Origin of the sequence: Bacillus sp. CH140a_4T (genome assembly GCF_008923725.1) — a bacterium.
Taxonomy (GTDB): Bacteria; Bacillota; Bacilli; order Bacillales; family Bacillaceae_G; genus Bacillus_A.
This window is the reverse complement of the sequence record NZ_WBPF01000002.1, coordinates 44929-63412: the sequence shown is the minus strand read 5'-3', so window position 1 is coordinate 63412 and position 18484 is coordinate 44929. Positions and strand designations below refer to the sequence as shown.

The window sequence follows — 18484 nt, the reverse complement described above, 5'->3', positions numbered from 1 at the left end:
TTTAAAAAAATCTCATACTTAGCTAAAAAGAGTAACTCCATTTTGATCAATCTTTTTTCAAAATGGAGTTTTTGTATTGCTGTTAAATAAGGGTTTGTGACTTCACTTTTATCAAACTTTATTTCAAAGTTACACTTCGGATTCACTGTGTATATATTTTTCATTTTTATCTTCTAAAGAAAATAATTCATCGCCTGTAGCAGTCCGATTCAGGACAATCCCACCGCATTTTTCAGCGCTATGCTACTTTTTATTTGGATCTATTTTTATCATTTGAATTTGAAAGATGTCACTGTCCTTTATGCCCAAGACTTGCATTTCTTCTCTTAGTGAGCGCCAGGATTCGATTTTGATAGATTTAGTAGTCTTATCCAGCAAAGTGTATAGATGCATATAATAGGATTCCTCATTTTTTCTCATTATTAAACCTCTGTTTTCATTTAATTCATTAATTTTCTGTAGATGTGTAATAATTATACATTAAGCGAAGAACGTGAGTCTGTATTTGCTGTGGTTCGTTTATAGTAATCGTAATATCTTTTTAAGGATAAATTAGATTTAAATCCTATTTGCTGCATGATTTGTTCAGGTGTGCTGTTCCCTTGAATTCTTCTTAAAATATAGGTGTTTCGAAAATGTTGAGAAGAAATTCCCTTTCGGAGATTAGCACGTTTCACTTCTAAACGAATCATTTTTTGTATTGATATTTCAGTTAGGAATTTTGGTGTATCATTATCATAACTCCAATGATATGTCACACGTGTAAAATCAAAAGCAATAAATAGTGGATCATTGCTGTGATATTTAGGACGTACAGGTTCAGGGATAGTTTTATAGTAATTGTATAAGTGTAATTTATCTTCTTCCTTCAAATGAATGATTCTATTTACTTTTGAGTCTTCAGGAATCGATAAAGTGTTATTTTCGAAATGAACATGTGTCATTCGTAAAGAAACAAGTTCTTTTAAAGATAGTCCATAATCCAGGAGTAATGTAACGATAGAAACGTTCCGCTCTAAGATCATTGGGCGTGTTGATCGTTGTTTTTCTGTAAGGCCTTCTAGTGAAGAAATGACTTCTTTTAAGCGTTTCCCTTCCTGGGAAGAAACGAAATCCTCCTTACTTAATTTCCGATCAGGTGGATCTATTTGAATAACTCCTTCAATGGGACTTGGTAAATCTAAGTATTCGTACAACCTATTTAAGACAATATATATGCGGTGTATAGTTTTGTCGGAGTACTGCCGATCTTCTTTTAAATATTTGAAAAAGGCTGCAAAATCCTTTTTATGTAGGGATTCAAAAATATTATTTTCAGAATTTTTTTTGGTTGGTTCAGCCATTGAATGAAACTTTCTACATCATATATGTAGCGCTTAATTGTTGAGGGCTTTCTTCCTTTGTTTAATAAATAAGTGGAGAAGCCTTGTATTATATCCTGGATTTCTTGCATAAATAACAGTCTCCTCTACTTTTAATGTTTAATACCATTTAAAATGCTTATTTCGAGTAGATTCCAACCTCGTTTTTCTAGTTCCTTCTATTATATATGTTATCCACCTTATTTCTCACTCTCATATCTCTTAACGAGTCGATAAAATGTGGTGGATGGGAATCTGGATTTTTTCATGGCGTTTCTAGCTGTGATTTTCCCCTCTTTCCACTCTTTATAAGCATCCTTAAATTCTTGCGTAATTTCCGTCCGTGGTCTACCTAAATGTTTTCCCTGAGCTTTTGCTAAAGCAATCCCTTCAGCTTGTCGTTGTTTGATATCTAGGCGCTCTTTTTCAGCAAAAGCTGATAGGATGGTTGCAGTTGCTTTTTGTACAGCACTTTGAATAATATCATTTGTGGCGTCTCCGTTATAAATTACGTTGATAAATGGTTCTTTTAGAAATTCTAAATTTATCTTATGTTCCTCGTAATATCTAAACTCTTCTAAAATGTCATTCATGGTTCTTCCAAGCCTTGTTAATGAATCGAAGACAATCGTGTCACCAGTGCGAACCATGTGTTTCATTATTTGATATTTTTCTCTATCCATATTACTTCCTGTTTTTTTATCGATAAAAATATCCCGTTCCCCGATTCCAATATTTCTCATATTAACAATTTGACGTTCTTCATTTTGATCTTTACTTGAAACTCGAACATATCCAAATTTCTTACTAGTCATAATAATTACAACCTTCCTGAAAAACATTCTTTTTTCTAATCTATTTGTCTACGATTATATCAAAAAATGAACCGAAAGGTATATGTTAATTATGGGTTGTTCCAAAAGTGAAAATATGATATTTTGGAACAGTGTTTTTATTGGTATTTGCAGTGAACCAAAAGGTGTACCTTTTGATACTGTTTAAAATAAATATATTAACAATTTATTTTAAAACTCAATAAAACTTTTACATTTAGGGATAATAAAATGATTTTATTTGCTTTATATTCTTAAAAATCTGTATAATTTAACTATACAGAAAGAAATTAACTACACAGATGGAACTATTAACCAGAGGAGGTATAATTGTATGAATTTTGAGGACATAATTGACTCTACTAGTAATTACATAACAATACATGGTATCAAAGGGAAACAGTTTGGTCATGAAGTTATTTCAGCACAATGTACTGTGGACTATGTTTTGAAATTTCTAGAGATTGATAAATCAGTCCAGAGAGAAATGATTGAAAGGCAAGTATCTAATATTAGTAAATATATTCAATACGGTTTGGATGGTAATAATATTTATTTTCCACCTTTAATATTTTCTGCAAGAGGAAAAGGGAGTTTTTATGAGGAGCAAGACCAATTTCGTTTAAAAACAGATGACACAATGGTTATATTAGATGGACAACATCGTATTCATGCTTTTAAAATTTTGAAGAAAAGATTAGAGAATAGTCGTAATTCAGAAGATCGAGAAAAACTCAATTACATAAAAAATTTCCCTTTAACAATTCAAATATTTAGTAACTTAACTTTTGATCAAGAACGTCAACTATTTACAGATGTTAATACAAAGTCATCTAGAGTAAGTAATACTCTTTTAGTTATGTATAAAGAAAATGATTTATGTGGAAATCTAGTCAAGGATATTATTTATAATCATCCATCCATTTCCCCAGATAAATTTGAAGTTCGAGCTAAAACAACAACTACTAAATTAATGACAGCTGCCACTTTATATAATATATGTCTAACTTTAAATGATGGAATTATTATTACAAACAGTTATACAAGTAAAATTGATAAATCTAATTATGAGTTATATCGAAAAAATGTTGAAGATTTTCTCACCCTACTTATGAAATACGCTCCAGATCAATGTTTAGATAGAAATAAATATTTTATTATGAATCCAAACAGTTTACGTGGAATTGCTAAATGCATTCACTTATTAAGAGAAAAAGATGAAAAATTTGATATGGAGGAATTATTTCACAAATCTATTCGTTTAACTGATTGGTCTCATAAAAATAAAGAATTGAAACAAGTTGGAATTCCATTTAATAATCAAACTAAAAAATATCGATTTACAGTAGGTACTCGTATAACAACTAAAATTTCCGATATGTTATTAAAACGATATGAAAGAAATGCAGGGATGGTGCTAAATGTTTGAAGTGAGATTAAAAGGACTTATTAATCGTATTAATGGTAATAATCAAGCTATTATGACTACACAAATTACTGTGAGGGATCTGCTAAAAGTTTTCATGATTGATAATTCGATTAATAGAGAAATTAATTATGCGAGATTAAAGCCCCTTTCAAAATATATAGATTCTTTCGATTCAAATATTGGTATTTTTTTACCATCTCTTGTGTTTTCATTCACTAAAGACCCAATAAAGTATTATGACAAGGAAAAGAAAGAATTGCGTATAGATCCAGAAGTGAAATTAAAAGTAATTGATGGCCAACATCGTATTAAAGGTCTAGAGTATTTAATACGAGATACTAGTGATATACAAAGAAGAGAAAATATATTGGATAGCACTTTGACTGCCCAAATATATTTTGGATTAAAAGATATAGACGAAAAAAGTGTCTTTGTGGATATTAATTCTAATGCTAAACGGGTATCTATGTCATTAATAACTCAATACGATACCAGAGATATTATGAGAGTATTGGTGAGGGATACTTATAGTACGTGTCAAGCACTTGAAATTGCAGGGGTAGAGTTAAGTAAAAGTAGAATTGTACGACCAAATAATACTTTACTTTTCACTAGTGCACGTTTGAAAAATTTTATTATTGCTTTGTTATTTGGAAAAATTAAGATAGGTAAAAAAGGTGAAAAATTAATACAAGACAAGTATGATGATATATTAGCATTTTTGGACAAATTTTTTACTGTTTTATTTGATGTGCTTCCTCCTATACCTGGAGATGTTATGAAATATGTATTAGGCCATGAAGGATTGCAGAATGCAATTGCATTTTATCTACATGAAGAGATTATAGTTGAGTCTGAAAAAGATTTAATATGGATTCCAGATTGGGAATTAGCATTAGAAAAATTAAAGTATTTTGACTGGAGTATACGAAATTCCTTATTTCAGCCATACATGATTACCTCTAAATCAATGAACAGTCAATTCCGAGCCTTTATAGATAATAGACATCAACCCTTATTAAAAATCTTAAAAAGTGAATTAGCATAGCCTTCAAAATGGTAATGTTTATAAAAGTAAACCTATATAAATGATAGTTCATATGTAAAAAGTAAAAATAAGTTTATATCTTTTTATAATCTGTTAAATACGTCATTAAATATCCAAATAAAAACCCAGTGATATCAGCATATGTGTATGATATTACTGGGTTTCATGAGTTTAATATTCTATATATTTTATTAAAATAACATTTAATTTAAAAATATTAAACACGTTATAAAGATTGTACTTTTTATAATGAAAATATAAATAAGTTATATGAAAAACAAGGTGTTAAAAAATGTTATTTCACCACATCTTTTCTTTCTATTCTATATAATACAAGTAAGAATATCTAAGTATTGGTATTATTAAGAAAAAAGAAGAAATTACTGGCACAGATGAAGTTTGAATTAGTATTTTAATTGTTAGGAGGCTCTGGTATGTACTCAATACAAGAGGCACAAGCTATGGATTACCTTTTAAAGAAATTGCATTACAATGGGTTATTAGAACATATAACAAGGGATAAGAACGAATTAAAATTAGTAATTGCAATTAATAATCGTTATATATCAGGGGACTTTATTATGTTTCAAAAAGGTTCTATTGAACAATATGAAATCGTTGGTTCATATGAATATGAAAAAGTTTATTATAATAACCAGTCATTTACTATCTACGCTAAATTATGGTCATCGTTTTGTAACAAGTATCTACCAACAGGATCAAATTATAGGTTCAAACAAATATTAGATTTAACAGTCATTTTTGATCTTCTTAATGAGATAGTGGGGACCATATCTTTTGTAAATGAACCAATTCCATTAAGACCTGTTTTTATGAATATTGAGTATTTTAATGAAGAAAAAGGACCGGAATTTCTTTACTTAGGAAGTCAGCAAATCGAAATTGTATCAATTATGAAAAGGGAGAAGGGTTTAAATGCATAATAGTCCTGAAAAAGTTTTTGTTAGTTATAGTTGGGATTCAGAAGAACACAAACTATGGGTATTAGAGTTGGTAAGAAAACTTCGTTCGGAAGGTTATGATGCGAATTTCGATCGAGGTATTACATCTACTTCAACAGTCAATTTAAATCAAATGATGGTAGAACATATGCGAGATGATGATTATATTATAATGGTATTAACTGAAAAATATACAGTCAAAGCTGATGGATTTGCAGGCGGAGTGGGATTTGAAACAATTCTTTCATTGCCTATTATTCAGCAACATCTTGATAAATTAATCATTTTAACTCGTCAACCTGCTGTTCTTCAAAAAGTTATTCCATTTCATTTGCAGGGAATAAATTATATAGATTTTTCAAATTCAGCAGAATTTGATAATAAGTTTGAAGAATTGATTTATCGATTACAAAAAGTTCCGATGTTCGATTTAGGTCCTATTGGCGAAAAAAAACTACGAAAACCTAAAGCACAGGATAATTCTACTGGACCTGTTTTAAATGATGTGACGGTTCCTAGATTAAGCCCACCAACAGATTTAGAAAAAAATTATTTTATCGAAGAAAACTTTAATCTTATTATCAATGGCTTAGATGATATTTTAAATATTTTACAAAGTCAAAATTCAACATTTATTTATCAAAAGAAAAATATAACAAATGATAAGGTTATATATTCATTTTATTTGAATGGTCAAAATTACGGTAACTTAAAAATATGGTTAGGAAGCTTATTTAGTTCAATCAAACAAATCCAGTTTTCAGTTGGTCGGTACGTGGACAGCAGTAATGATAATAGTATGAATGGCTCAGTAAATGTAGAGATAGATCAGGAGTACAATCTTTCTTTATCAATGCCTATGAACATGTTTTCGCCTAACACTAAAAGTATGAAATATGCTGAAGTTGTAAAGTCACTATACGAACAACATATACTGCCATATTTAAGATAAAAATATTATCGATTTAGAATATTTATCTGGAATATCATTATAAATACATATTATTTATGAACTATTTGATTCATTGTCATTTAAAATATAATATAACTACATTTCTTCCTCCTTGGGAGAATAGTCTATGCAGCACCTTATACAGTTTTAGTATCTTAGAATCATTGAAAATTATTTATTCAACAAAAAGAACTTGAGGGATTCCTACAAGTTCTTTTTCAGATAATGTATAAAAGATGAATCAAACTATCTCATTACTCGTAACGGGGAAACTATCTTACATATGGCTTGATTTCATTATATAACAAATATTAACATTCGGATTTTTAATATTTGAAAATTATGTGAATTTATAAATGATAGTGAAATTCCATCTTCTCTTCCTAAAAATCTCACTTATTTATTTTATATAAACCACTTTAAATCAATGTCGATATTATAATAAATTAGTAAAAATATAGGTTTAGGTAAATAGAGAAGAATGTAGGATTCTTACAGAAAGATGTATCTTTATATTTAGTATCCATTAACTATAATAAAATGAAGTTCATATTGTAACTAACTATAATTCTTGAATATATATAAATGGGGGGTTCTTATCTTTTTTATTTATGAGATGAAGAAATTAGGTGTAGGAAAATTAAACAAACATTTATTAGTTATGAATCAATATGTGAGGTATGATGAGTTCAGTGTTCAATTGTCCGCTTAGTTAATTTCTTATTTATTATATAAATTTTATATAACAAAGAAAAAAAGCATCCGCTATGGAGAATGTACAGCGGTAGCTAGTATTTTGTTTAAATCAAAAGAAGTATCTCCTCAAGAAGGAGATACTTCTTTTTTATAGCTTTTATAAAGCTACCTATTACAGGTTTTCAACAAAATTCAAATAATCTTGAGCGCTTTTTTCCAATTCGCTTGTACCAGGCTCATTTTCTTCTTCTTCGTTTCCACCCGGCTTATTTTCTTTACCATAAAACGCAAAGTACGAACGATAATCTGCATTACAATACAGGAATGTCGTTTTAAATGGAACTAATATTTGTTCAAGTGTATACTGATATCTTCCATTTTTACTATAATCTTCTTTTTTGATTCCTGCAGTTACACCTAAAGCAACTTTGCGATTCTTTAATTTATCCCCTCCATTTGAACCATAAGCCCATCCATAAGTTAAAACATCGTCAAGCCATTTTTTAAGGAGAGGCGGACAATTAAACCAATGTATAGGGAACTGCAAAATCAGATTACCATGTGATTCAACCATTTTTTGTTCTTTTTGCACATCTATGTTTCCATCAGGGTAAACCTTAGACAATTCGTGAACAGTATACTTTTCCGGATATTTTTTCAGTTCTTCTATCCACCGCTTATTAATGACGGAAGTTTCTATGCTGGGATGTGTTACAATGACAAGAGTTTTCAAAGATTTGTCCTCCTTAAGTATTATTTATATCTTGATAATAAAGTGAACACTGTAAATATGTAAGTATGCACTTTTAGTACAAGTACTTACATAAAGGTGAGTATTAAATCAATTATAAAAATATTTATTCTATATGGCGTCCCGCCAACATAACGCAAATTTCGTACGCTAAGGAATTTTCCATTTAAAAAACTTGATTTTTCCGTACGTTAAGAAGGTTCCTTAAACGGTATTTGTTGTTTAGTTTGGTACTTTGTTTTTGGTAATGAGTTTTGGAACTAGGTTTCAAACATATTTCAGTCAGTTTTGATAGATGTAAATAAAGTTCGTTTATGGTATCTTTTTCAGAAAGAGAAAATGGATATTTACGTTAAGATAAATAAGAGATTATGAAAAAGTGTATTTAAGTAAACGGAACAGCATTCTTTAACTATATTCTTAGTCAAAAAGAATCTAATGGCTTAAACCTTTAAAGTCCATAAAAATACACCCCTGTAAAACTTGACAACTAATCAACTTCTACAGAGGATATCAATTTTATTTTTTCAACTCAATGACAACCGGATCGAGTTCGATTTCGGTGTGACCTTGACCAGACATAAGACTTGCGATTTCAACCGGTTGGATAATAAGCTGACTAGCACCTTCTTGGATTGGACCGAATGCTGTCGTTCCTTCAAAGTTTTTCCCATTATCAGTTGAAACGCCACCACCACCGGTGCCATTCATGTACACATGGCCGAGATCATCTGAAACTCGAAATACTGGTGTTACACTTGGCCATTGTTCAAGGAGTTCGTCTGTCACGACTTGCTCATAGGCAATAACTGTCGAAACATCCGTGAATTCAACCGATTTTAAGGTAAAATTCATATCTTTCCTCTGTACAGTTTCATTCACGAGCTGTATATCTCCTTCTAAACGATCTAATGAAAAGTCGAATGACCAATCACCTTTTACTTCTACTCCTTCATGATTCGTAAATGTTGTAGGCTCCCAAGTTACCTGTACCGTTTCTGGATATACATCATCTTTGAAGTGAGGTGTAAGTGTCGCAATCCCAACATAACGAGTATTGCTAATTTTTGTAATTTTACCCGTACCACCACTTGCTATTGACCCCTTTACATCAAACCAGTGAGGTGCAAGTGTATCGAGATTTTCACCAAATGGATGCTCGGTTTCAATTGCATAGGATACTGTAATATTCGTCCCATCATATACGGCATTATCAATCATGACCGTAGTACCATTACTCGTCTGTGCAAGACCAATATCAGTAGAGAAGGCCTCGAAATTTTTATAGTGTTGCTCTTCGTCATTAAAATAATTAATGACATGATCCATAAACGGAATTTGTGCTGCAAGAGACGGAAATGCAAAACCTGTTGCTGTACTTGCTCCAACAATAACAGCAGCGACGGCAATATTACGCCAAATCGGTGCTTTTTTGCGTTTTTTGAGTACATGTTGTTTGACGCGTGTCTTTTCGATGTCTGTTACGTCTAGTAACTCAAGTTGATCGATATCCATATCTATCCATTCCTTCATACTCATGCAAATAACTCCTTTAACTTGGTATTTGTAGCTAGTATTTTCTTACCTCGATACAACCGATTATCGACCGCAGCTTTCGATAGACCTAGATTGTCAGCAATTTCACTATTTGAAAGCTCCAAATAATATTTCATTATAAAAATATCGCGGTCAATTTCCTTCAATTGACTAATCGCAAATAACAATGCATTTTTTTCTTCTCGTTTCAAGACAGTTACTTCAGTTTGTAAATCACTTGCTTTCTGTTCTAGTGGTTTGTCCGGTTGTTCATGTATGACTTGCTTTTTAGTTTGACGGTATCGATCAATTGCTCTGTATTTCGTAATCATGCCAATCCATTTTTTAAAGTCTTGTGTATCACCTTGAAACTGATGAGCATTTTGCCAAACAGTTAGAAAAACATCATTGATACATTCATCAACATCTGTTTTCTTCATATTGTGTAAAATTTTTGTAACAATGGTTTTCACGAGTGGCATATATGCATCAATGATATACTCGAGTGCATCTTCTTTTTGTTTTTTTAATCTACTGATAAAGTTTGTCGATGAACTTTTCATTTACTTTTCTCCTTATGTGATTGAAAAAGCTTTTTCATAAAGTACAACGAACTGTCTAAGAGTTTATTCTCAAAAAAAATTTTATTATTTTCTTATTTATTCATTAGGCTAATTTTTACTCTGGATTATATTGCTGTCAAATCTATTCAAATATGATAGAAAACCATTAGATATTGTAGTGGAAGGTGATATTGGAGATTGAAGAAGAATTTTTATAGAGTTTTCTTTTAAACGGTGTGATAGTTAAACAAACCAGCCTAAAAAGTCGGTTTCTTATCGTACAGGAACCAATTTTTTGAGGTTAAAATTTGCTTAGCGTACAAAATTTCCGAAATGTTGGCTGTACCCCAAATATTACCCCGGTGTTAAATATTAAAGTAAGACTTCTAAAATAAAAATATTATATCTTAGAAGTCTTAGATGTACCATATATGGGTCTTGCAATATTATCTTTCTTGTCCGTCTGTTTGATTCGCTTGGAACTCCATTTTCATCGCAATACTATCTCCCTGGAACATATTCTGGTCCATTTTATTGTCTTCAAAGATAAACCTTATCCAGAACCAATCCATCTTACCAGCCTTTAATCCACCCGTCTCTGCCCATTTTGAAAGGAATACTTTATGAGACGCGACTTCCGGATTTTGTGATTTTAATTCTGCAAGAGTTGTTTCGTATATAGGACTTTTTGCTGGATCCCAATCCCAAAGAAATTGTACTTTAATATGTTTACCAAAATCATCTTCCTGATTATCTAGTTTCAAATCGTTCACGGTATAATCTACTTTCATTAGAACATCTTTAATATCTAACGTACCACTATTTTTTACATTGAACTTTTTTAAAATTTTATCCCCCGGTTTTAAATTATCTAAATTGAGAGAAGTTGTAGGCTGCATAGTAAGATCTAATGTCCCCGCGGCTAATGTGTTATTCGACACAACTTGATCACTAAAATAAGCATATGTCCCCCCACCAATTAAAGATAAACCAAGAGCGACGAAGTAACCGACAAAAAAGAGACTAAAAAATATTTCATAGTCTCTTTTCTGATTTTACTTATTGAACCATAGCAGATACAATTACAGTAAATTCAGAGGTAGCATTCTTAGGGTTGGCAATATAAAGAGATCTTTTAGATACAACACTTGTTCGATTGCCGCTTAATACACCAGAGAAATGAGTAGGATCCGTTGCAGCGGACTTATCTTCCATTACATTAAAGCTAATAAAATCCGGATCTCCGCTAGCTTTTGTTTTAATTCTAGGTTTCTTTTTATTTTTGGGTTCTAGAAACAAAAAAATTGTTTTTCAAGCCTTGTTAGCAGCTGGTTTAACTGTCGTAATCAGTAAAAGTATTCATTTCTTTTTATCGAAATCGTCCCTTTATTTCTTACGATGTAAATCAACTGTTAGAATATACAGCTAATAGCTCATTCCCTAGCAATCATATAGCGCGTGCTTTGGTAATTGCTGTTACCATTTGGTTCTATCGAAAACAGTTTGGATTCTTGTGCATTATTGCAGCTAGTGGGGGTGCTGTATCAAGAATTTGGATTGATGTACACTTTCCATTCGATGTGCTAGTAGGAATTATGTTAGGTGGACTAATAGCATTCTTCGTACATTACTATGTAATGCAGACAAGACTTATTCAAAGCATATTACGTTTGGTACACTAGTAATTGAATATGGCAGTTTAATGTAAAAAAGAGATAATATGTCAACTTTTTGAACAGAATTAATTTTTTTGAAAAATAAAAACTATAACGTTTGACTGTACGGTTTTCTGTATGCTACTATTTAGCTAATTTAAGTGAAGGGGTGACGGATCATTGGGAACCGATATCGAATCGGAGAGGTGGCAGAGCTGGCTCAGGTTTCGAAAAGAACCATTGATTATTATACGAATTTAGGCTTATTAAAAGCAAAACGTTCCAATAAAAATTATCGTTACTACGATCAATCAGCAGTGGATCGTTTGAAATTCATTGAAAAATGCAAACAATTAAATATGCAACTCAGTGAGATTAGAAAAGTATTAGATAATCAACAAAATCAAACAGTATTAAACCATAAACTTGCAGAACAAGTGAATGATGTGTCGGGGCATCTTCAGCAATTAGAACATGAATTAATGCATTTGAAGCCGCTATTGGATAATCTGACAGAAGAACAAAAGAAACTTTATATGAAGGGATTATCCGGTCAAGCAACGACACTGATTCAAACGCTTGTTTTATTTTTAAGTTAAAGGAGAAATGAAGCGATGTTCTTTCATCCGATGGAAGTTCTGGAGCTGGTAAAATATGTAACGATGTTCTTCCAAGGAAATGAAGAAGACTAAAAGTATATAAATAAGAATGCTTTTTATAGGAGGTGGATCCTTTAGTTTTTTCGAAACTAAAGGTATTAGTTGGAAATATTAAATTTAGTGTTGGTAGCAGTTTTAATTGGTTTTACAGGCTTTTTCGTAGCAGCCGAATTTGCGATTGTAAAAATTAGAAGTTCGAAAGTGGATCAATTTGTGTTAGAAGGTAAGAAGGGTGCCTTAGCAGCTAAAAAAGTAACATCAAATTTAGATGAATATTTGTCAGCGTGTCAATTAGGAATTACAGTCACGGCAATGGGATTAGGCTGGTTAGGTGAACCAACGATTGAGAGATTGTTACATCCTTTATTTGAAAGATGGGATATCAATTCCTCTCTTGCAGGTATTTTATCTCTAGCAATTGCATTTACTTTAATGACTTATCTACATGTTGTAGTTGGTGAATTGGCACCAAAAACTTTCGCGATTCAAAAAGCTGAAAAAGTGACATTATTACTCTCTACCCCACTTATTTGGTTCTATAAAATTATGTATCCATTCATTCGATTATTAAATGGATCTGCAAGGATGTTAACTGGATTATTTGGTTTAAAACCAGTATCTGAACATGAAGTAGCTCACTCAGAAGAAGAGTTACGTCTTATCCTTTCAGAAAGTTATGAGCGTGGAGAAATTAATCACGCAGAGTATAAATATGTAAATAACATATTTGAATTTGATAATCGTATTGCAAAAGAAATTATGGTACCCCGTACAGAAATTATTGGTTTACACGTAGATAATTCTCTAGAGGAACATATTAATACAATACAAAGTGAAAAATATACGCGTTATCCTGTATTTGGAGAAGATAAAGACGAAATTATCGGTATGGTGAATGTAAAAGACTTCTTTATTCGTTATATAAACAAGAGTACAGAATCATTTGATACAATTCGTCCGTATACACGTCCAGTTATTCAAGTAATTGAGACAATTCCAATTCATGATTTAATGTTAGAAATGCAGAAGAGACGTATTCCATTAGCCGTATTATATGATGAATATGGTGGAACAGCAGGTATTGTAACGATTGAGGATATTCTTGAAGAAATTGTAGGAGAAATCCGAGATGAATATGATGAAGATGAACATGCTCCAATCCAACATATCAGTGAAACTCATAAGATTGTAGATGGAAAAGTATTAATAAGCGAATTAAATGACTTACTAGATTTACATTTAGACGATAAAGATGTAGACACCATTGGTGGTTGGGTCATGATGCAGAATTATCATATGCAAGAAGGACAGTCTGTTGAATCCGAAGGATATGAATTTAAAATTATTTCGAAAGACTCACATCATATAAAACGAATAGAAATTCAAAAAGCAAAAGAGCATGAACAAGAAGATGAAATTAAACAAACGGTAACAGAGTAGTTACCGTTTGGATTCTCTAATGAATAAAATAAATACATTATAAGGAAAAAGGGAGAGACAAAATGTTTAAAAAGATTTTGGCTAAATTCGGTAAAGGTGCAGCAACAGTAGATTTACGTTTTAAAAAACCATCTTATTCTGCTGGCGAAACACTGCATGGAGAAGCTTGGATTGAAGGCGGTCAAGTTGAACAAAAAATGAATAGCCTTACAGCAGACTTCATGATGAGTGTTGTAACAAAACAAGGATCTGTTACACGTAAGGTAGCAACAATTCCATTGAACGGATTCTATAACATTCTTCCAGAGGAGTCCAAGGTAATCTCATTTTCTTATGATATCCCAAGAGACCTGCCTGTATCTAGAGGTGGAGTTTCTTACTATTTCGATACGCACTTAGACATTGAAGGTGGCGTAGATCGAAAAGACTTTGATCGTCTTGTTATTGAAGTACCGGAAGAAGTGCAAAATGTTTTTTATGCATTGAATCGATTAGGATTCCAGGAAAAATCTACATCGGGTAAATTAGATACATGGGGCCAAGAGTTTTCCTTTTTCCCAAGAGAATTATTTGTAAACGAAGTTGATGAAATAGAGATTCGTTTTGCTTATGAAGAGTCAGGGATTCGCATTTGGATGGAAGTAGATTGCAGAACTAGACATGGGGAAATGGAAGCAAGACGTGAATTTTTCATTGAACAAGATGTATTAAAAGAAAGTAGACAAATAGCTAATATTTTAAAAGAATATATAAATGAAATGGTAAATGCTCCGCATGCTTATGCACAACCATTCTCATATCAAACACAACAAGCCCATCAGAGCAGTAATGAAAGAAATCCAATTACAGGTATGATTGGTGGTTTAGCTGTCGGAATATTAGGTGGCATGTTATTGAATGAATTAATCGATGGATTAGGTGTAGAGGAAATGGTAGAAGAAGCAACCGAAGAACTAGGCATTGAAGAAGAAGAATCGTTCCTAGGAGATTTCTTTGGAGATAATGATGATGAGTAATACCTCATTATCAAATTGATAATTTATATGGCCCCTGACTATGTATCTACTTAGTCAGGGGCTTTTAGAGTTTTTGAGATTACGATATAACGTGGAACCTTTATAATTTTGAGCTTTGTGGCACTGTTTAAATACGTGGATCCTGCCAGAAATTTAAAGGGAAGTGATTGTTTTCGTGATATGCTTCAAATTCATACCCTTTTTCCTTTAATCCTTTTATAATGGCTGGTACGGCTGCAACTGCTTGAGGGTGAATATCATGCATTAATATAACTTCTTGGGATTTCGTTGCATTAGTAAGTACATTTTGAGCAATATTCATTGAAGCAGACTCTATAGGTACGTTATTATACTTCCAATCTAGGGAGTCAATTGTCCAATCCCATACTTTAAATCTACCATCTACTACCTTATTACGAAGTTCTTCATTTAATCCAGGCATAGAACCATAAGGAGGTCGGGTTAATTGTGGTTTTTCTCTAATAATGTTCGCTATTAAATTTTGATTTGTTGTCATTTCATTAACATAGTCACCATTTGTATATAATTTTTTGAAATCATGAGTCATGCTATGCATACCCACATAATGACCTTCTACTTTTTCTCGTTTTACTAAATCAGGATATGCCTTTACATTCTTACCAGTTAAGAAAAAAGTTACTTTAACATCTTGCTGTTTTAGTATATCTAAAAGCTCAGCTGTATACTTTCCTGGTCCATCATCAAATGTAAGATATGCAACTTTCCGTATTTGACCGTTAAATTGATTAGGTACTCGTTTGTTTATCTCAACGTTGGGCTGTTCGCCTACCAGCTGAATTGGATTGTCTTGGTTTGTTACCCCTCTTGCGGGTGATACAATTGATTGAATCACAAAATAAATAATTAACACTAGGGCTACCATTAGAATTGATATTAAGAATCTTTTGGCCTGAAATGTTTTTTTCACTCTCTATATTCCTTCCTCTACCTATTAGCAATAATTTGTTTAAATACAATTATACCAAATTACATCTAGTACCAAACAAATGGTATAATTCACCTTACTTTTGATTGTTTTACTAATTAATACGAAATGTATTTTTCTTCCGCATGATGTTTGTAAAGGTATACTTTTATAAACTAAGAGGCTCTATCTATGAAACGTTGATATATCAAGTTTACAAAGGTGATTAAATTAGATTTATAAACGTTTATTTTTAATCAACATCTTTATAAACAAAAATGATATAATTGTGGTAACAAATGTAAGGAGAATATAAAAAATGTCAAATGTTTACGGATATATACGTGTAAGTACAAAAGATCAAAATGAACAACGTCAATTACATAAGATGATGGAACGAGGAGTGGAAGCTCGACGCATTTTTGTTGATAAAGCAAGTGGACGACATTTTGATCGTCCTCAATATCAATTATTACGAAAAATTTTAAGTACAGGTGATATTGTCTACATAGATGCATTAGATCGTATGGGCCGCAATTATGATGAGGTAATTTCAGAATGGAAGTATATAACAAGACAATTACAAGCTGATATCGTAGTTTTAGAAAATGAAACCCTGTTTGATAGCCGGAAATTTCGTGAGATGGGTGATATGGGCCGATTAATGGAAGACCAATTTTTATCTTTGCTTTCCTATGTTGCAGATCAAGAGCGCAAAAAAATTCGACAGCGACAAGCTGAAGGAATTGCGGTAGCTAAATCTCAAGGAAAACATTTAGGGCGTCCTCAATTTAACCTCTCATCCTTAAGCCAAAAGCAGCTATATATAATAGAAGAAACTTATCCAAAGTGGAAAGATAAAAAAATAACAGGAGTTCAATTTATGGAAATGTTAGATTTAAAGAAAAATACCTTTTATAAAATAATCAAGGAATATGAACGTACACTGAATCAGAACCAGTTGTAAGCTGGTTCTTTTTGTGGTTCGATGCGTATTTGTAAAAAGAATTCAAGGTAATGATAAAAATCTTTTCCTTATTTATTGATTGTATAACTGTTCGTAAAAGCCTCATTTGTGAGAGCTATTAATCTGCGGGGATGAATAGCCTTCCTACTGATTAAAGTTTTACTTTATTTGCATTAAATTATGAAAAATATATGACTGATATTCAAAATTCCACTTTCGTTTTTATAAAAAAATAAACAAGAACAGAAGTATCTATTCCTTTTCTAGCCAAGCAATAGGAAGTTCTTTTTCACCAGTTACTTCAAACTGAATTTCTTCATTTACTTTAAAGACCCGTTCAATAATTGGTATTGTAATCATTTTATTTCCCTTTATTTTTCGCTTTCGTACTAGTTCTAAGTCGATAATATTCAAGATGCAATCTCCTTTTGTGTATGTAAGACAGAGAAAAAAACACCCAAATGAGTAGTTTTTCAACTTGAATCACCATTTTACTTTTTGAACTGCTGCTCTTTGTATATATTTATCCATAACATTTGTTGATAAAGTTATTTTATTCCAATATATTATGGTTCATAAACGTACGTATCAGCGACAGAGTTTTTGAGATGAGTTTTGGGAAAGTTTTTCGAAAAAAATTAGCGAAAATCGCTTGATATTCGATCGTCCCGAAAATAATCGTTTTTGGGACGGCGTAAAGATGTTTAATACTCTTGGGATATCATTTGCAATTTAATACGAATGATAGAAAAGGAAGTTTATATGTGGGTAAGTTTCAATGTTATAATAAACATAATCTAAAATGTATATATTGTTATACTTTTAAATAAAAGGAGGCGCTTTTTAATGACAGAACAAACCCACCCCTTAGATCCTATTGCAATTCACTTAGGGCCCATTGCTGTACATTGGTATGGAGTTATTATTGGTATAGGAGCTATATTAGGGTTTATCTTAGCCACTCATGAAGGGAAAAAACGTGGGGTTCCTTCAGATATATTTTACGACTTAATCTTTCTGGCTTTACCTATCTCAATTGTTTCAGCACGAATATATTATGTATTCTTTGAATGGAACTATTATAAAGATAACCTAGGGGAAATTTTTGCAATTTGGCATGGCGGAATTGCAATCCATGGTGGTATTATTGGGGCTGTATTAACAACTATATGGTTTACAAAAAAACGAAATCTTTCTTTTTGGAAAATGGCGGATATTTTAGCTCCATGTTTACTTTTAGGACAAGCAATTGGACGATGGGGAAACTTTATAAACCAAGAGGCCCACGGAGGGATTGTATCTAAAAGTTTTTTAGAATCTTTGCATTTACCAGAATTTATTATTAATCAGATGAATATAAATGGCACATATTATCATCCAACTTTTCTATACGAATCTATTTGGAATATTACAGGCGTAGCTCTATTGCTTTTATTAAGAAGAGCTAATTTAAAAAGAGGAGAAATCTTTCTAACTTATTTATTATGGTATTCCGTAGGAAGATTTTTTGTAGAAGGCTTACGTACAGATAGCCTCATGTTAACATCTCATATAAGGATAGCTCAGTTAGTCTCAATTGGGTGTATCATTTGTAGTATTCTTATTGCATGGTATAGACGTAAAAAAGGATACGCACACCTACACTATACTGCTGATTAATGGAGTGAAAC

At 31.7% G+C, this 18484-nt stretch carries 17 protein-coding genes and 2 pseudogenes; 10 read left to right on the top strand and 9 right to left on the bottom strand.

Translation table 11 applies throughout. The features are described 5' to 3' along the window. Window positions 1–473 precede the first annotated feature (473 nt). Window positions 474–1453: pseudogene (locus tag F8162_RS00325) on the bottom strand (tyrosine-type recombinase/integrase). A gap of 108 nt (window positions 1454–1561) precedes the next feature. Continuing rightward, on the bottom strand, window positions 1562–2176 hold the full coding sequence (locus F8162_RS00320; RefSeq protein WP_151582507.1) for a recombinase family protein: 615 nt from the start codon (window positions 2174–2176) through the stop codon (window positions 1562–1564). Between the two features lie 352 nt (window positions 2177–2528). Between F8162_RS00320 and F8162_RS00315 the strand changes: the two genes are divergently transcribed. The 4 genes from F8162_RS00315 to F8162_RS00300 all read left to right on the top strand — a co-directional run bounded on the left by F8162_RS00315 (window position 2529) and on the right by F8162_RS00300 (window position 6585). Next, window positions 2529–3623 carry a DNA sulfur modification protein DndB gene (locus tag F8162_RS00315; protein ID WP_151582505.1) on the top strand — a complete coding sequence of 365 codons (1095 nt, stop codon included), beginning with the start codon at window positions 2529–2531 and terminating at the stop codon, window positions 3621–3623. Further along, window positions 3616–4671 carry a DNA sulfur modification protein DndB gene (locus F8162_RS00310; RefSeq protein ID WP_151582503.1) on the top strand — a complete coding sequence of 352 codons (1056 nt, stop codon included), beginning with the start codon at window positions 3616–3618 and terminating at the stop codon, window positions 4669–4671. The genes F8162_RS00315 and F8162_RS00310 overlap by 8 nt, the downstream gene beginning before the upstream one ends. A 434-nt stretch (window positions 4672–5105) precedes the next feature. After that, complete coding sequence (locus F8162_RS00305) at window positions 5106–5615, top strand: hypothetical protein (RefSeq protein WP_151582501.1); 510 nt, start codon at window positions 5106–5108, stop codon at window positions 5613–5615. Continuing rightward, window positions 5608–6585 carry a toll/interleukin-1 receptor domain-containing protein gene (locus F8162_RS00300; protein ID WP_151582499.1) on the top strand — a complete coding sequence of 326 codons (978 nt, stop codon included), beginning with the start codon at window positions 5608–5610 and terminating at the stop codon, window positions 6583–6585. Before F8162_RS00305 ends, F8162_RS00300 begins: the two co-directional genes overlap by 8 nt. A gap of 868 nt (window positions 6586–7453) precedes the next feature. Here the strand turns inward: F8162_RS00300 and F8162_RS00295 are convergent. The 5 genes and pseudogenes from F8162_RS00295 to F8162_RS00275 form a co-directional block, all read right to left on the bottom strand. Further along, window positions 7454–8014 carry an NAD(P)H-dependent oxidoreductase gene (locus tag F8162_RS00295; protein WP_151582497.1) on the bottom strand — a complete coding sequence of 187 codons (561 nt, stop codon included), beginning with the start codon at window positions 8012–8014 and terminating at the stop codon, window positions 7454–7456. A gap of 537 nt (window positions 8015–8551) precedes the next feature. Then, window positions 8552–9571 (bottom strand): DUF4179 domain-containing protein, encoded by a 1020-nt coding sequence (locus tag F8162_RS00290; RefSeq protein ID WP_151582495.1) that lies wholly within the window; start codon window positions 9569–9571, stop codon window positions 8552–8554. Continuing rightward, on the bottom strand, window positions 9568–10131 hold the full coding sequence (locus F8162_RS00285) for a sigma-70 family RNA polymerase sigma factor (protein ID WP_151582493.1): 564 nt from the start codon (window positions 10129–10131) through the stop codon (window positions 9568–9570). The genes F8162_RS00290 and F8162_RS00285 overlap by 4 nt, the downstream gene beginning before the upstream one ends. Window positions 10132–10577: 446 nt before the next feature. Next, complete coding sequence (locus tag F8162_RS00280) at window positions 10578–11165, bottom strand: TasA family protein (RefSeq protein ID WP_151582491.1); 588 nt, start codon at window positions 11163–11165, stop codon at window positions 10578–10580. A 25-nt stretch (window positions 11166–11190) separates the two neighbouring features. Further along, window positions 11191–11379 (bottom strand): annotated as a pseudogene (locus F8162_RS00275) (DeoR family transcriptional regulator); the annotation flags it as partial. 113 nt (window positions 11380–11492) lie between these two features. Here F8162_RS00275 and F8162_RS29385 point away from each other — a divergent pair. The 4 genes from F8162_RS29385 (at window position 11493) to F8162_RS00255 (ending at window position 14901) form a co-directional block, all read left to right on the top strand. Beyond that, complete coding sequence (locus F8162_RS29385; protein ID WP_098631617.1) at window positions 11493–11813, top strand: phosphatase PAP2 family protein; 321 nt, start codon at window positions 11493–11495, stop codon at window positions 11811–11813. Window positions 11814–11965: 152 nt separating this feature from the next. Continuing rightward, window positions 11966–12385 carry a MerR family transcriptional regulator gene (locus F8162_RS00265; protein WP_151547927.1) on the top strand — a complete coding sequence of 140 codons (420 nt, stop codon included), beginning with the start codon at window positions 11966–11968 and terminating at the stop codon, window positions 12383–12385. A gap of 162 nt (window positions 12386–12547) precedes the next feature. After that, on the top strand, window positions 12548–13885 hold the full coding sequence (locus tag F8162_RS00260; protein WP_151582489.1) for a hemolysin family protein: 1338 nt from the start codon (window positions 12548–12550) through the stop codon (window positions 13883–13885). Window positions 13886–13947: 62 nt separating this feature from the next. Next, window positions 13948–14901, top strand: a complete 954-nt coding sequence (locus F8162_RS00255) for a sporulation protein (RefSeq protein ID WP_150191978.1) — start codon at window positions 13948–13950, stop codon at window positions 14899–14901. A gap of 127 nt (window positions 14902–15028) precedes the next feature. Here F8162_RS00255 and F8162_RS00250 read toward each other — a convergent pair whose 3' ends face one another. Beyond that, the gene (locus tag F8162_RS00250; RefSeq protein WP_150191977.1) at window positions 15029–15850 is read right to left on the bottom strand and encodes a peptidoglycan-N-acetylglucosamine deacetylase; all 822 of its coding nucleotides are present in this window, start codon (window positions 15848–15850) and stop codon (window positions 15029–15031) included. Window positions 15851–16166: 316 nt separating this feature from the next. On the opposite strand from F8162_RS00250, the gene F8162_RS00245 reads away from it, so the two are divergent. Continuing rightward, complete coding sequence (locus F8162_RS00245; RefSeq protein WP_151582487.1) at window positions 16167–16814, top strand: recombinase family protein; 648 nt, start codon at window positions 16167–16169, stop codon at window positions 16812–16814. Between the two features lie 252 nt (window positions 16815–17066). On the opposite strand, the gene F8162_RS28520 is transcribed toward F8162_RS00245, so the two are convergent. Then, the gene (locus tag F8162_RS28520) at window positions 17067–17228 is read right to left on the bottom strand and encodes a hypothetical protein (RefSeq protein ID WP_190322698.1); all 162 of its coding nucleotides are present in this window, start codon (window positions 17226–17228) and stop codon (window positions 17067–17069) included. Window positions 17229–17660: 432 nt separating this feature from the next. Here F8162_RS28520 and lgt point away from each other — a divergent pair, with 432 nt between their 5' ends. Next, the gene (lgt, locus tag F8162_RS00240) at window positions 17661–18473 is read left to right on the top strand and encodes a prolipoprotein diacylglyceryl transferase (protein ID WP_150159222.1); all 813 of its coding nucleotides are present in this window, start codon (window positions 17661–17663) and stop codon (window positions 18471–18473) included. Window positions 18474–18484: the final 11 nt, after the last annotated feature.